Annotated in this window: 14 protein-coding genes; 13 read left to right on the forward strand and 1 reads right to left on the reverse strand. The window is 71.7% G+C overall.

What is annotated here, in order from left to right:
• Positions 1–4 precede the first annotated feature (4 nt).
• The 13 genes from AC0NZQ_RS13345 (at position 5) to AC0NZQ_RS13405 (ending at position 12,514) form a co-directional block, all read left to right on the forward strand.
• The gene (locus AC0NZQ_RS13345; RefSeq protein WP_474530341.1) at positions 5–745 is read left to right on the forward strand and encodes a 16S rRNA (uracil(1498)-N(3))-methyltransferase; all 741 of its coding nucleotides are present in this window, start codon (positions 5–7) and stop codon (positions 743–745) included.
• Positions 746–843: 98 nt separating this feature from the next.
• Positions 844–1,839, forward strand: a complete 996-nt coding sequence (locus AC0NZQ_RS13350) for an iron-containing redox enzyme family protein (RefSeq protein ID WP_474530342.1) — start codon at positions 844–846, stop codon at positions 1,837–1,839.
• Complete coding sequence (locus AC0NZQ_RS13355; RefSeq protein ID WP_474530343.1) at positions 1,836–2,057, forward strand: CDGSH iron-sulfur domain-containing protein; 222 nt, start codon at positions 1,836–1,838, stop codon at positions 2,055–2,057. Before AC0NZQ_RS13350 ends, AC0NZQ_RS13355 begins: the two co-directional genes overlap by 4 nt.
• Positions 2,054–2,677 carry an RsmD family RNA methyltransferase gene (locus AC0NZQ_RS13360; RefSeq protein WP_474530344.1) on the forward strand — a complete coding sequence of 208 codons (624 nt, stop codon included), beginning with the start codon at positions 2,054–2,056 and terminating at the stop codon, positions 2,675–2,677. Before AC0NZQ_RS13355 ends, AC0NZQ_RS13360 begins: the two co-directional genes overlap by 4 nt.
• Before the next feature lie 103 nt (positions 2,678–2,780).
• Positions 2,781–4,499, forward strand: a complete 1,719-nt coding sequence (locus tag AC0NZQ_RS13365) for a S8 family serine peptidase (RefSeq protein WP_474530345.1) — start codon at positions 2,781–2,783, stop codon at positions 4,497–4,499.
• A 620-nt stretch (positions 4,500–5,119) separates the two neighbouring features.
• Entirely contained in the window at positions 5,120–7,051 is a 1,932-nt protein-coding gene (locus tag AC0NZQ_RS13370) for a putative bifunctional diguanylate cyclase/phosphodiesterase (protein ID WP_474531394.1), read from the forward strand.
• A 40-nt stretch (positions 7,052–7,091) separates the two neighbouring features.
• Entirely contained in the window at positions 7,092–7,436 is a 345-nt protein-coding gene (locus AC0NZQ_RS13375) for a histidine triad nucleotide-binding protein (protein ID WP_474530346.1), read from the forward strand.
• Between the two features lie 154 nt (positions 7,437–7,590).
• The gene (locus tag AC0NZQ_RS13380) at positions 7,591–8,553 is read left to right on the forward strand and encodes a PhoH family protein (protein ID WP_474530347.1); all 963 of its coding nucleotides are present in this window, start codon (positions 7,591–7,593) and stop codon (positions 8,551–8,553) included.
• Positions 8,534–9,079, forward strand: a complete 546-nt coding sequence (gene ybeY / locus AC0NZQ_RS13385) for an rRNA maturation RNase YbeY (RefSeq protein ID WP_474530348.1) — start codon at positions 8,534–8,536, stop codon at positions 9,077–9,079. The genes AC0NZQ_RS13380 and ybeY overlap by 20 nt, the downstream gene beginning before the upstream one ends.
• Complete coding sequence (locus AC0NZQ_RS13390; RefSeq protein ID WP_474530349.1) at positions 9,076–10,431, forward strand: hemolysin family protein; 1,356 nt, start codon at positions 9,076–9,078, stop codon at positions 10,429–10,431. The genes ybeY and AC0NZQ_RS13390 overlap by 4 nt, the downstream gene beginning before the upstream one ends.
• Entirely contained in the window at positions 10,428–10,748 is a 321-nt protein-coding gene (locus AC0NZQ_RS13395) for a cytidine deaminase (protein ID WP_474530350.1), read from the forward strand. The genes AC0NZQ_RS13390 and AC0NZQ_RS13395 overlap by 4 nt, the downstream gene beginning before the upstream one ends.
• 278 nt (positions 10,749–11,026) lie before the next feature.
• Positions 11,027–11,623, forward strand: a complete 597-nt coding sequence (locus tag AC0NZQ_RS13400; protein WP_474530351.1) for a TetR/AcrR family transcriptional regulator — start codon at positions 11,027–11,029, stop codon at positions 11,621–11,623.
• 18 nt (positions 11,624–11,641) lie between these two features.
• The gene (locus AC0NZQ_RS13405; RefSeq protein WP_474530352.1) at positions 11,642–12,514 is read left to right on the forward strand and encodes a metal-dependent hydrolase; all 873 of its coding nucleotides are present in this window, start codon (positions 11,642–11,644) and stop codon (positions 12,512–12,514) included.
• Positions 12,515–12,537: 23 nt separating this feature from the next.
• Here AC0NZQ_RS13405 and AC0NZQ_RS13410 read toward each other — a convergent pair whose 3' ends face one another.
• A complete protein-coding gene (locus tag AC0NZQ_RS13410) occupies positions 12,538–13,404 on the reverse strand; it encodes an alpha/beta hydrolase family protein (RefSeq protein WP_474530353.1) in 867 nt (288 codons plus the stop codon).
• Positions 13,405–13,420: the final 16 nt, after the last annotated feature.

A 13,420-nucleotide genomic window follows, 5' to 3' on the forward strand; every position in this document is an offset into this window, starting at 1 on the left:
GGGCATGACGCCGCCGCTGTTCCTGCTCGATCCCGTTCCCGCGGTCTCCGACGGCGGGGACCTGCTGCTCAGCGGCGACGAGGGGCATCACGCCGCCCGAGTGCGACGGGTGCGGCCGGGGGAGATCGTCCTGGTCGCCGACGGTCGCGGGACGCTGCTGCGCTGCACCGTCCGTGCCGTCGCCGGCGAGAACGTCACCCTGCACGTGGACGCCCGCGAGCTCGTCGCCGAGGGGCAGCCGCGGCTCGTGGTGGTCCAGGCCCTGCCCAAGGGGGAGCGGGCCGAGCTGGCGGTCGAGACGATGACCGAGCTCGGCGTCGACGCCATCGTCCCCTGGGCGGCGAGCCGGTCGGTGACACAGTGGCACGGGGCCCGTGGCGAGAAGGCGCTGGCACGGTGGCGGCGCACGGCGGCCGAGGCGGCGAAGCAGAGCCGCCGGGCTCGCGTCCCGGAGGTCACCGGTCTCGCCGGCACCACCGACGTCGTCGGACTGCTCGGGGCCGCGGCGCTCGGCCTGCTGCTGCACGAGGACGCCGAGCTGCCGCTGCGGGGCGCGCCGCTGCCGCTGGTGGGCGACGTGGTCGTGGTCGTCGGCCCGGAGGGCGGCCTCAGCCCCGACGAGCTCGACGCCTTCGCCGCGGCCGGGGGACACCCGGTGCGGCTGGGCCCGACGGTGCTGCGGACCTCGACGGCCGGTGCGGCTGCCGTCTCGGCGCTCTCGCTGCTGCTGGACCGTTGGGGCTGAGCCGCGGGTCGCTCAGCGGCCGGGCTGGTTACCGGCGCCGGGGTCGGGGTACCGACTGCAACAGTGCAGAGCAGCGCTGATCGACCCGAGGAATTGTCTTGCGCCTGCCCCGACCGAACGGTCCGCTGTCGGCCGATCTCGTCTCCGCCCTCCGGGAACGCCGCCCCGATGCCGTCCCCGCGCTGACCGATCCGCCGGCCGACCCGCTCGCCGACGACGACCTGCAGCTCGCGCTGTGGATCTGCTTCGAGCTGCACTACCGCGGCTTCGACGAGGTGCCGGACCGGTGGGAATGGGAGCCGGCGGTGATCGCGCTGCGTCGCGATCTGGAGGACGTGCTCCTCGCGGCGCTGCGCAGCGCGATCGACGTCCCTCTGAGCGACGCCCGCCTCGGCGACCGGCTGCGTGATTTGGTCGAGAGCGACGACGGTCCCTCGGTGGCACGGTTCGTGCAGCGGGAGGCCACCATGGCCCAGTTCCGCGAGTTTGCGCAGCATCGCTCGATCTATCAGCACAAGGAGGCGGACCCGCACACCTGGGCCATCCCGAGGCTGAGCGGGCGGGCCAAGGCGGCCCTCGTCGAGATCCAGACCGACGAGTACGGCGGCGGCGAGGTCGGCCACATGCATGCGGAGCTCTTCCGGGTGCTGCTGCGCGAGGTGGGCCTGGACGACGGCTACGCCGCCTACGTCGAGGAGGTTCCCGGCATCGCGCTGGCCATCGGCAACGTCATGTCGCTCTTCGGGCTGCGGCGTGACCTGCGTGGTGCGCTCGTCGGCCACCTCGCGGCCTACGAGATGACCTCGTCGGCTCCCTGCCGGCGCTACGCCAAGGGGCTGCGACGCCTGGGCGGCAGCGAGGCAGCCTGCGCCTTCTACGACGTCCACGTCACCGCCGACGCGCTGCACGAGCAGGTCGCCGCCTACGACCTCTGCGAGGGGCTGGCCGAGACCGAGCCCGACCTCACCGAGGACATCGCCTTCGGCGCAGCAGCCTGCCTGCACGTCGACGACCGCTTCGCCCGACACGTGCTGGCGGCCTGGACAGCGGGGGAGTCGTCGCTGCGCCGGCCCCGTCTGGCGGTGGCGTCGTGACGACGAGGATCACCGCCTACCCGGACGGTCCGCTGATCGTGCGGGGGGACTTCGTCGTCGACGACGTCGACGGCGCCGAGGTGGACATCCCGGCCGCCACCGGCGGTCCCGGCTCCACGGTGGCGCTCTGTCGCTGCGGCCGGTCGGCGCTCAAGCCGCTCTGCGACGGCAGCCACAAGATCGCGCGCCGCCGCACGCCGGGAGGCGAGGCGTCGTGACGACCTGCGTCTTCGGTCCGCTCACCCTCGACTACGACGAGCGGGTGCTGACCCCGCGGCCATGGACCCTGCTGCAGAGCGAGTGGGCCGCCGAGCTCGCCGCCGACGCCGGGCCGGGGCCGCTGCTGGAGCTCTGCGCCGGCGCCGGACACATCGGGCTCGCGGCGGCCGTGCTGAGCGGGCGGTCGCTGGTGCAGGTGGAGCTGGATCCGGTGGCGGCCGCCTTCGCTACCGGCAACGCCGCCGCGGCCGGCGTCGCCGACCGCGTCGAGATCCGTAACCGCCGGCTGCAGGACGCGGTGCGCCCCGCCGAGAGTTTCCCGGTCGTCGTCGCCGACCCGCCGTACCTGCCGACGCACCAGGTCGCGCGCTGGCCCGAGGATCCCGTGCTCGCCATCGACGGCGGCACCGACGGTCTGGACGTCGTCCGCGCCTGTCTGCAGCTGGCCGGCCGGCACGTAGATCGCGGCGGCGCGGTCCTGCTGCAGGTGGCCGGCGACCCGCAGGTCAATGCCGTCACCAGGCTGCTCCTCGACGAACCCGGCTACCGGCTGCGGGTCGCCGACGTCCGGCGGCACGACCCGGAACGGGCCGTCATGCTGCTGCGGCCGGCGACCTGACGCCGTCGCGCAGCACCGACGAAGACTGCCGCCGGAAGGTGGCTTGGCAAACCTGAGCTTGCATGTAAGATTCTCGTTAGGTCACGGATGACTGGAGAACTGCATGGATCGCGAGCTCAACGCCTTCCGCACGCTCAAGTGGACTACCACGGTCACCCTCGTCGTCGGTGCCGCCCTGGCCTGTTCGGTGCCGGTGGTCGGGCCGGCAGGGGTGAGTGCGTCATCGCCGAGCGCGGCATCGCATGCCGCCGCGCGGGACTATTCCACGCTGCAGTGGGGTGATCATGGCGCCGATGTCGACGCGCTGATCAACGGCAAGAACGCGGCCAACCGGGACCCGGGCTCGTTGTACAGCGTGACCAAGGCCATCGGTGCCCGCAGCACGTGGGACCGTCGGGACTCGAGCGGGCAGCCGATCACCGGACAGAACGTCGGGGTCGCCGTCCTGGACTCCGGGGTGACTCGGGTTCCCGGTCTGGACGGCCAGGGCAAGGTCACCTACGGCCCTGACCTGTCGATCGAGGGCAACGGCGACCTGACGAACACGGACACGTTCGGTCACGGCACGTTCATGGCCGGCCTCATCGGTGCCCGGGACACCAGCGTCTCCTCGGCGGACCTCGCCGCCGTGTCGCCGGACGTCCCCCTCGGCGTGGCCCCGGACGCCGACCTGCTGCCGATGAAGCTCGCCACCACCGACGGCAGCACCGACGTCAGCCAGGTCATCGCCGCGCTGGACTGGGTGACGCAGCACCCGGTCATGCCCGACGGCACGCCGATCCGGGTCGTCAACCTCTCCTACGGCACGCTCTCGCGGCAGGACTACCGTTCCGACCCACTCGCCGCCGCCGCCGAGAACGCCTGGCGGCACGGCCTGGTCGTCGTCACGTCCGGCGGCAACGAGGGCAACCAGAGCAACGGTCTCACCGACCCGGCCACCGACCCGTACGTCCTCGCGGTCGGCGCCGCCGACAGCGGGGGCCGGACGGACTGGAACTCGCGGAGCACGACCCTCGCCTCGTTCTCCAGTGTCGGCACGGCACAGCGACACGTCGACCTCGTGGCACCCGGACGTTCCCTGGTGTCGCTCCGTGCGCCGGGCTCGACGATCGACACCGACAATCCGCAGGGGCTGGTCGACGGCGACAGCACGGGACGGCTCTTCCGTGGCAGCGGCAGCAGCCAGGCGGCGGCCGTCGTCTCCGGCGCGGTCGCGCTGCTGCTGCAGGCCTACCCGTCGCTGACGCCCGACCAGGTCAAGGCGGCGCTGGTGCAGTCCGCCAGCGCGGTGAGCGGCTCGACGACTCAGGTCGGCGCGGGGCTCGTCAACGTGCAGGGCGCCCTGAATGCGGTTCCCGGCATCCTGCAGCGCGACAAGCTCGCCGGGACGGTCAAGGCCTCACCCGTGGGCGGCCTGATCTCTACTGTCAGCAGCACCCAGAACTTCCCGCTGGCGACCGGTCGGGGATCGATCGATGCCGCCCGCGGCGGTTCGGTGCTCGTCGACGCCGACGGCAACGAACTGTCCGGTGAGATCGACGTCATGGGCACGCCGTGGAACCCGGCCGCCTGGTGGTCGGCGACCTCCTCGTTGAGGGCGTGGTCCGGCGGGCAGTGGCTCGGCGCGACCTGGACCGGCTCGGGCTGGCAGCCCGACGAATCCGGCCTCGCCTCGGCGCGGTGGTCGTCTGCTCGCTGGTCGTCGGCGCGGTGGTCGTCCGCGGACTGGTCGTCGGCGCGATGGTCCTCGGCGCGGTGGTCGTCTGCTCGCTGGTCGTCCGCGCGCTGGTCGTCCGCGCGCTGGTCGTCGAACGACTGGTGATCATGCGCACGATCGCGCGCCCGGTCAGTGCCAGCGTCAAGACAGCTGCGCTGACCGGGGCGCTCGCAATCGCTGCCGCGGGACTGAGCTGGTGGTCCGTGGTGCGCGAGCCGCAGGTGGCCGTGGTGACCGATCCGGCTGTCGTCCTGGCCCTCACGGTGGCGTTCTTCCTGGGTGAGCAGTACCTGGTCCACGTCGAGTTCCGCCGGCAGTCGCACTCGTTCACGGCCGCCGGTGTGCCGCTCGTGCTCGGCATCCTGCTGCTGCCGGCTCACGAGGTCGTCGTCGCCCGGGTGGTGGGGTCGGTGCTGGCCCTCATCGTCCAGCGCATCAGCGTCGAGAAGATCGCCTACAACGTCAGCGCCTTCGGTTTCGAGGCCGCCCTGTCGGCCACCCTGGTGCACCTCTGGCTGCCGGCGGCAGGTCAGTTGACGCTGGCCGACGTCGTGCCGCTGCTGCTGGTCGTCGCTGTCGTCGACCAGCTGATGAGTCTGCTGGTGCTGGTCGTCATCCGGATGCACAACGGTCCGCTGAGTCGCGCGGACGTCGCGGAGGTGTTGATACCGGCGCTGCTGCTCAGCTTGATCACCGCCACGCTGGGCATCGCGATGCGGCTCCTCATGCTGCAGGGCACCCTCGGCTACCTCCTGGTGGCCGTGCTGTCGGGCGTCGTCGTCGCCTGTTACGCCGGGTACGCGGCCTCGAGCCGGCGGCACCACTCGCTGCGGACGGTGCACGACTTCGTGGCCACCGGTGTCGGCGCCGAGTCCGTGGCCGAGCTGGGGCTGCAGTCGTTGCGGCGCGTCCGCACCGTGCTGCGGGCATCCTCGGCCGAACTCGTCATCGCCACCGGTCCGGACGATCGCGGCCTCGACGGGATCCACGGCGACCCGACGTGGCTGCGCATCGACGAGGAGGACCGGCTCACGTCGCACCGTGCCCCGTTGAGTCCCCGAGACTGGGTGCGGGCCAAGGCGCTCTACCACGGCGAGGCGACGCGGGCCGCGCGCGATTCGAAGGACCGGGCGGTCAGGAAGTGGCTCGACGCCTCGGCTGTCGGCGACGCGATCGTGGTACCGCTCGCGGCCGGAACCGAGTCGCTGGGCTCGCTGGCGGTGCTGGACCGCCTCGGCGACACCACCACCTTCACGACTGACGACGCCGCGCTGCTGCAGACCCTGGCCAGCAACCTCGCCGTGTCGATCCGCAGCGCCCAACTGGTCGAGCGGTTGGCCTACGACGCGACCCACGATCCGCTCACCGGCCTGGCGAACCGGGCGCATCTCGCGGCCTGCATCGACGCCATCGCCGAGGACGCCGAGCAGCCGGCAGCGGTGTTGCTGCTCGATCTCGACAGGTTCAAGGAGGTCAACGACGTGCTCGGGCACGACGTCGGCGACCGCCTGCTCTGTGTCGTGGCCGATCGGTTGCGGGCGTGCATGCCGGGCTCGGCCACCATCGCGCGACTCGGCGGCGACGAGTTCGCCGTCCTGCTGCCCGAGCTGGGTCCCGACCCGGAGGTCGCCGCGACGACCGCTGCGCACCGGGCCGCGGCGGAGCTGTCCCGACCGGAGCGCTTGGACGAGGCGATCATCACCCCGGTCGCGAGCGTCGGGGTCGCGATCGGTCCGGGGCCCGGTCGCCGCGACCTGCTGCGACAGGCCGACACCGCCATGTACGAGGCCAAGGCCGGCGACGATTCGGTCGCGGTGTACTGCGCGGAGATGGACCGTGGCCGGGCAGAGCGGCTCGCGCTGATCGCCGACCTGCGGGTCGCGGCGACCGCGGACCTGCACCAGCAGTTCGCCGTGTACTACCAACCGAAGATCGACGTCCGCACCGGCGCGGTGATCAGCGCGGAGGCGCTGCTGCGCTGGAACCATCCGAGCCTCGGCGTGGTCCCGCCCGACCAGTTCATCCCGCTGGCCGAGACCACCGGGCTCATCGACACGCTGACCGACTTCGTGCTGGCGACGGCGCTCGACGACTGCGCCCGGTGGCACCGGGGCGGGCACCGCCTCAGCGTCGCGGTCAATCTCGCGTCCCGGAACGCCACCGACACGGAGCTGCCGCAACGCGTGTCGACGCTGCTCGCGCGCAGTGGCGTCGAGGCTCGTCAGCTGATCCTCGAGATCACCGAGACCAGCATCATCGCCGATCAGGACAGGGCCGTGCCGGTGCTGCGCCGACTCTCCGACGCGGGAGTCTGCATCTCGCTGGACGACTTCGGCACCGGGTACTCCAGCCTCTCCTATCTGCAGCAGTTGCCGGTCTCCGAGGTGAAGATCGACAAGTCCTTCGTCGCGGGCCTCAGCGGGGACAACGCCGGACACGCGGCCGCGCTCGTCCGCAGCATCACGGCGCTGGCAGACAACCTGGAGTTGCGTGTCGTGGCCGAGGGCATCGAGACGCAGGATCAGCTCGAGCAGGTCCGCGACTTCGGTGCTCGCGTCGGCCAGGGCTACCTCATCAGCCGCCCGATGCGCGCGATCGAGTTCGACCCGTGGCTCGACGGACAGCGCGGCACGGCGCTGCGGCTCGTCACGGCCTGATCCCGCCCGTCGCGACCGGAGTCCCAGTAAGGTCTCGGTCGTGGCTGCCGACGCCGAGTGCCTGTTCTGCAAGATCGTGGCGGGGGAGATCCCCGCGACGGAGGTCTACTCCGACGATCAGGCCTACGCCTTCCGTGACCTCAACCCGCAGGCGCCCACCCACATCCTGGTGGTGACGCGGGAGCACTTCACCGACGTCGCCGACACCGGCCGGGACGCGACGGCGTCGGCGGGCCTGCTCGCCGGCGTCCGAGCCGTGGCCGAGCAGGAAGGCCTCTCGGACTTCCGCACCGTCTTCAACACCGGCGCCGGAGTGGGGCAGACGGTCTTCCACGTCCATGCGCACGTCCTGGCCGGACGTCCGCTGGGGTGGCCGCCCGGCTGAGCGGGGGTAATTCGCGCCGGACGTCGGTACAGTGGAGACGTTCCGCACCCGAGCCAGAAAGCCCGCCTTGACCGAAAGAACCGATTCCGCTGCGCAGTCAGATCGTGCAGTTCCGTCCGAGCAGGAAGCGGGTCGCGTCTCGACGACACTCGTCGTGCCGGGCGAGCAAGCCATGGTCGCGCTGCTCGGATCGCGGGACGAGCTGCTGCGGGTCATCGAGCAGTCCCTCGACAGCGACATCCACGTCCGCGGCAACGAGATCACCATCACCGGCCGCGCCAGCGACAACGCCACCGCGGTCCGACTCTTCGAGGAGTTGCTGGCGCTCGTCAAGGCCGGCCAGACGCTGACCTCGGACTCCGTGGCCCGGGTCCTCGGCATGCTCACCGCCGACTCGACCGAGCGCCCCGCCGAGGTCCTGAGCCTCAACATCCTCTCGCGGCGCGGCAAGAACATCCGTCCCAAGACGCTGAACCAGAAGCGCTACGTCGACGCCATCGACAAGCACACCATCGTCTTCGGCATCGGCCCCGCCGGTACCGGCAAGACCTACCTGGCCGTGGCGAAGGCGGTGCAGGCGCTGCTGAACAAAGAGGTCACCCGCATCATCCTGACCCGTCCGGCCGTCGAGGCCGGTGAGCGGCTCGGCTTCCTGCCCGGCACGCTCTTCGACAAGATCGACCCGTATCTGCGACCGCTCTTCGACGCCCTGCACGACATGCTGGACCCGGACTCGCTGCCGCGGCTGATGCAGGCCGGCACCATCGAGATCGCTCCGCTGGCCTACATGCGGGGCCGGACGCTGTCGGGCGCCTTCATCATCCTCGACGAGGCGCAGAACACGACGCCCGAGCAGATGAAGATGTTCCTGACCCGGCTCGGCTTCGACTCCAAGGTCGTCGTCACCGGTGACGTGACCCAGGTGGACCTGCCCGGCAACTCGCGCAGCGGTCTGAAGGTCGTGCGGGACATCCTCGGCGAGGTCGAGGACGTGCACTTCGCCAACCTGACCTCCACCGACGTCGTGCGACACCGGCTCGTCGGCGAGATCGTCGACGCCTACGAGCGGTTCGACGCGCAGCACGGCGGTGATGGCCGTGTCCGTCGAGGTCAATAACGAGTCCGGCGTCGACGTCGACGGCGTCGGGTTGGCCGAGCTCAGCCGGTTCGTGCTCGAGGCACTCGGCATCGACCCGCTCGCGGATCTGTCGGTGCTGCTCGTCGACACCGACACCATGGCCGCACTGCACCAGCAGTGGATGGACCTGCCGGGTCCGACCGACGTGATGGCCTTCCCGATGGACGGGGCCGACGGTGGCGTGGGGGAGCGGGTGGACCCGTCCGCTCCGCCCGGCACGGACGAGAACCCCGGCGAGACGATGCTCGGCGACGTCGTGCTCTGCCCGACGGTGGCCGCCGACCAGGCCGCCTCGGCCGGTCACTCGCTGACCGCCGAGCTGCACCTGCTCTGCACCCACGGCATCCTGCACCTGCTCGGCTACGACCACGGCGAGCCGGACGAGGAGCGCGAGATGTTCGAGCTGCAGGCTCGGCTCACGCGGGAGTGGTCGGCGCGCAGCGGCGTCGGGGAGATCCGTTCGCCGCTGCCCGGCACGGCCGGTGAGGTGCGGGGCACGTCATGACCGGTGGTGCGGTGATCGCGCTGCTGGTGGCGATCCTGCTCGTCCCGATCGGCGGCCTCTTCGCCTGTGTCGACGCCGCGCTGGCGCGGGTCTCCAAGGCGCGCGTCGACGAGTTCGTCCGCGAGGAGACCCCCGGTGCGAAGGCGCTCTCGGCCGTGGTGGCCGACCGTCCCCGCTACACCAACCTGCTGCTGATGCTGCGGGTGGCCTGCGAAGTGACGGCCACCGTGCTCGTCGCCATCGTCGCCCGCTCGCTCTTCGGCACTCGCTGGCCGGTGGCGCTCGTCGTCGTCGTGATCATGATCGTCGTCATCTACGCCGTCATCGGCGTGGGGCCGCGCACCCTCGGCCGGCAGCACCACAACCGGGTGGCGCTCGCCTCCGCGCCGGCGGTCCGGGCCCTGGGCCGGCTCTTCAACCCGTTGGCCGCCCTGCTCATCCTGCTCGGCAACGCGATCACGCCGGGCCGCGGCCTGCGCGACGGACCGTTCGCGACCGAGGTCGAGCTGCGGGAACTGGTCGACATGGCCGAGGAGCGCGGCGTCGTCGAGGCCGACGAGCGGCAGATGATCCAGTCCGTCTTCGAGCTCGGCAACACCATCGCCCGCGAGGTGATGGTCCCGCGCACCGAGGTCGTCTACATCGAGAAGATCAAGACGGTGCGGCAGGCGCTGGCGCTGGCGCTGCGCAGCGGCTTCTCCCGCATCCCGGTCGTCGGCGAGAACGCCGACGACGTGGTGGGGGTGGTCTACCTCAAGGACCTCGCCCGCCGCGCCCAGGACGCCGAGCGAGCCCGGACGACCGTCGTCGCCGACGTCATGCGGACCGTCACCTACGTGCCGGAGTCCAAGCCGGTCGACGCGCTGCTGCGCGAGATGCAGGCGGCCCGGTCCCACATCGCCATCGTCATCGACGAGTACGGCGGCACCGCCGGCCTCATCACCATCGAGGACATCCTGGAGGAGATCGTCGGCGAGATCACCGACGAGTACGACGTCGAGCGGCCCCCCATCGAGCGGCTGGCCGAGGACGACGACCAGGTCAATCTCGCCCGCGTCACCGCCCGGCTGGCCGTCGAGGACCTCGCCGAGCTCTTCGACGTGGAGATCCCCGACCGCGACGACGTCGAGACGGTCGGCGGGCTGCTCGCCGAGGCGCTGGGACGCGTCCCGATCGCCGGCTCCACCGCGGTGGTCCACGGTTTGCAGCTGCGCGCGGACGAGATTGGCGGGCGCCGCAACCGGGTCGACTCCATCCTCGTCACCCGCGTCACGCCACCCGACGAGAACGACGACGGCGCGGTCGGAGACGATGAGCGGGAGACTGCGCACGCGAGCCAAGGACGGTCATGACTTCGCTTCACCCCGAGGACGCCAAGCTGGTCACCCTCGCCCGCTCGGCCCGCGCCCGCACCGGCGCCGCCCAGGGCGCGGCGGTCCGGGACGGCGACGGCCGGACCTACGTGGCGAGCACGGTGGCGCTGCCCTCGCTGCAGCTCTCGGCCCTGCAGGCCGCCGTCGCGATGGCGGTCTCGTCCGGGGCCGATGTGCTCGAAGCCGCGGTGGTGCTGGGCGAGGACTCCGACGACGACGCCGGCACTGCCGCGGTCCGCGATGTCGCGCCCGCCGCGCCCGTCCTGCACGCGGGACCCGACGGCTCGCTGCGCTGACGTACCGGACTGACGCACCACACTGACGCGCGGCACTGACGCCTGCGTCCCTCCCACAGCCCCGCGAGTGGTCGATTTTCGCACCCGGTGGTCGATGGTACGGCGACCACTGGACGCGGAAAACGACCACTCGCGGTGATCGGGCATCCGCGGTGGTCGGGCATCCGCGGTCATTGGGCATCCGCTGTGGTCGAGCACCTGCGGCGATCGGACATCCGCTGTGACGCCAGCCACAACAAAAGAGGCAACCCTGCCTGTTTGGGGTTACGGTGGCCGGCATGACCAGGGCGGTGACCCAGCGGCGGGCCGAGCGGACCCAGGACGCGCTGCTCACCGCCACCATCGAGTGCCTGGTGCGTGACGGGTACCGCGAGATGTCCACCAACGACGTCGTCCGCCAGGCGGGGTCGTCGCGGGGAGCGCTGGCGCACCACTTCCCGACCAAGGCAGACCTGGTGCGGGCGGCGGTGACCCGACTCGTCGACCTGCGGGTCGCGGAGTTCCGGCTGCGGCTGGCCGGCATCCCCGAGGGTGACCGGACGCCGGCCGGCGCCGCCGAGATCCTCTGGTCCTTCGTCGCCGACGACTCCTTCCACGCCCTGCTGGAGCTGCTCGTCGCCGCGCGCCGTGACGACGACCTCCGTGCCGTCCTGCGGAGCTTCCCGGAACGGGTCAACGCCGAGGCGCTGGAGGCGTTCGGCGAGGCCTTCCCTGACATCGTGTCGCGGCCGCACGCGGAGTCCATCCTTCGCGCGATCGTCGCGCTCTTCATCGGCCAGGCCGTGCAGCAGGGCCTGGACGGTGACCCCGAGGGCCGCAACGCCGCGGTCCGCGACCTGCTCGTCGACGCGCTCGTGCTCATCCCTCGCGACTGACCCGAAGGAGATCGACAGATGGCTGCTCCCAAGACCTATCCGCACCGCGAGGTCCGCACCCGCCGGGTGCGGTTCACCTATCCCGACGGCCGCCGCCACCAGCACTACGTCCGCGGCGACCTGGTGATGAGTCACGTGGTGGCGGTGCTCTCCGGCATGTTCCCCGAGGGCGAGGACTTCTTCGTCCGCTCGGTGCGCGCGCACGCCGACGTCATCACCGACCCCGAGCTCAAGGAGCAGGTCAAGGGCTTCGTGGGGCAGGAGGTCACCCACGGCCGCGAGCACCGGGAGCTCAATGAGAAGCTCGCTGCCATGGGGTACGCCAGCCTGCGCGTCGACCGCATGACCAAGGCCGGGCTGCGCCGGCAGGAGCGCCTCCTGACGCCGAAGCACAATCTCGCCACCACCGCCGCGCTGGAGCACTACACCGCGACGCTGGCCGAGGTCCTGCTCACCGACCCGCGCGCGCAGGAGCTGCTCGGCGGCTCCGAGGTCCGCGAGATGCTGCTCTGGCACGCCCTGGAGGAGTCCGAGCACAAGTCCGTCGCCTTCGACGTCTTCCAGGAGGCGGTCGGCGACGAGAAGCTCCGGGTGCGGATGATGCGGGTCACCCACGTCACCTTCCTGGTCGCCGTCACGCTGCACTCGCTGGTGTCACTGGCGACCGACCGGGCGGCGTGGCACCCGGTCCGGCTGATCAAGAGCCTGCTCGCGCTGCGGCACTCGCCCTTCCTGTCCCGGTCGGTCATACGGCGGCTCCGTGCCTACACCGAGCCCGGTTTCCATCCGGACCAGATCGGCAACGACCAGCTGCTCGAGCAGTGGCGCGCCGAGCTCTTCGGCCCCGAGGGTTCGCTGGCCGATCACCTGGTCACCGGCAAGTCGGCGTGAGCGCCGTGTCCGGACGGCTGGCGTCAGCCGGGCAGGCGGCCGTCCAGTAGCTCGGGCAGCGCGTCGCGGGCCGCGGACCAGGCGCTCGTCGAGGTGTCGATGAGGGTGAAGTGATCGCCCTCGGTCGTGGTCAGCCGGGCGCGACCGCCCGCCTTCGTCGCCGCGGCCACGTAAGCCTCGCTCTGCGCGTAGGGGACGTTGGCGTCGCCCCGGGCGTGCAGGCACAGCACGGGCGCGGCGAGCGGCACCCGGACGATCGGGTCGGCGATCCGGTACCGGTCCGCGACGGCGTCGGGTTCGCCGCCGAGGAACGCCTGTGGGGCGCCGTCCCCGACGCCCTGTCGGGCGGCGGTGGCGAGGTCCAGGACGCCGGCCTGTGACACGACGCCGGTCAGCCGCACTGTCGGCTCCGCGCCGGGATCACCTGCGGCCAGCCCCTGCCGACCGGCCGCCCAGACCGCGAGCTGGCCGCCGGCCGAATGGCCGATAGCCACCACGCGTCGCGTCTCGACGTCCAGACCGGCCAGCCGGTCGATCCCGGCGGCGACATCGGCCAGCGTCGCCGGCCATCCGCCACCGTTGCCGACGCGGCGGTACTCCAGGTTCCACGTCGCGTAACCGCGCCGGACGAGGTCTGCGGCCAGCGGACGCCCCAGCTCGAGGCCGTACTGCGCGCGCCAGAACCCGCCGTGGATCACCACGACCGTCCCCTTGGCCGACCCCGCCGGCAGGCTCAGCTCGCCGAACTGGGACGCGTCGTCGCCGTAGCTGATCTTCCGGGGATCGGGCACGTCGTCTCGCTTTCCGGTCGGGGAGCCGCAGGCCGCCAGTCCGCTCGACCCGAGGAGTGCGGCGGCCAGGAACGTCCTGCGGGTGGGCACGCCGACCATGGTGTCACCCGGCTGA

It is taken from the genome of Jatrophihabitans sp. sgz311053, assembly GCF_056135305.1.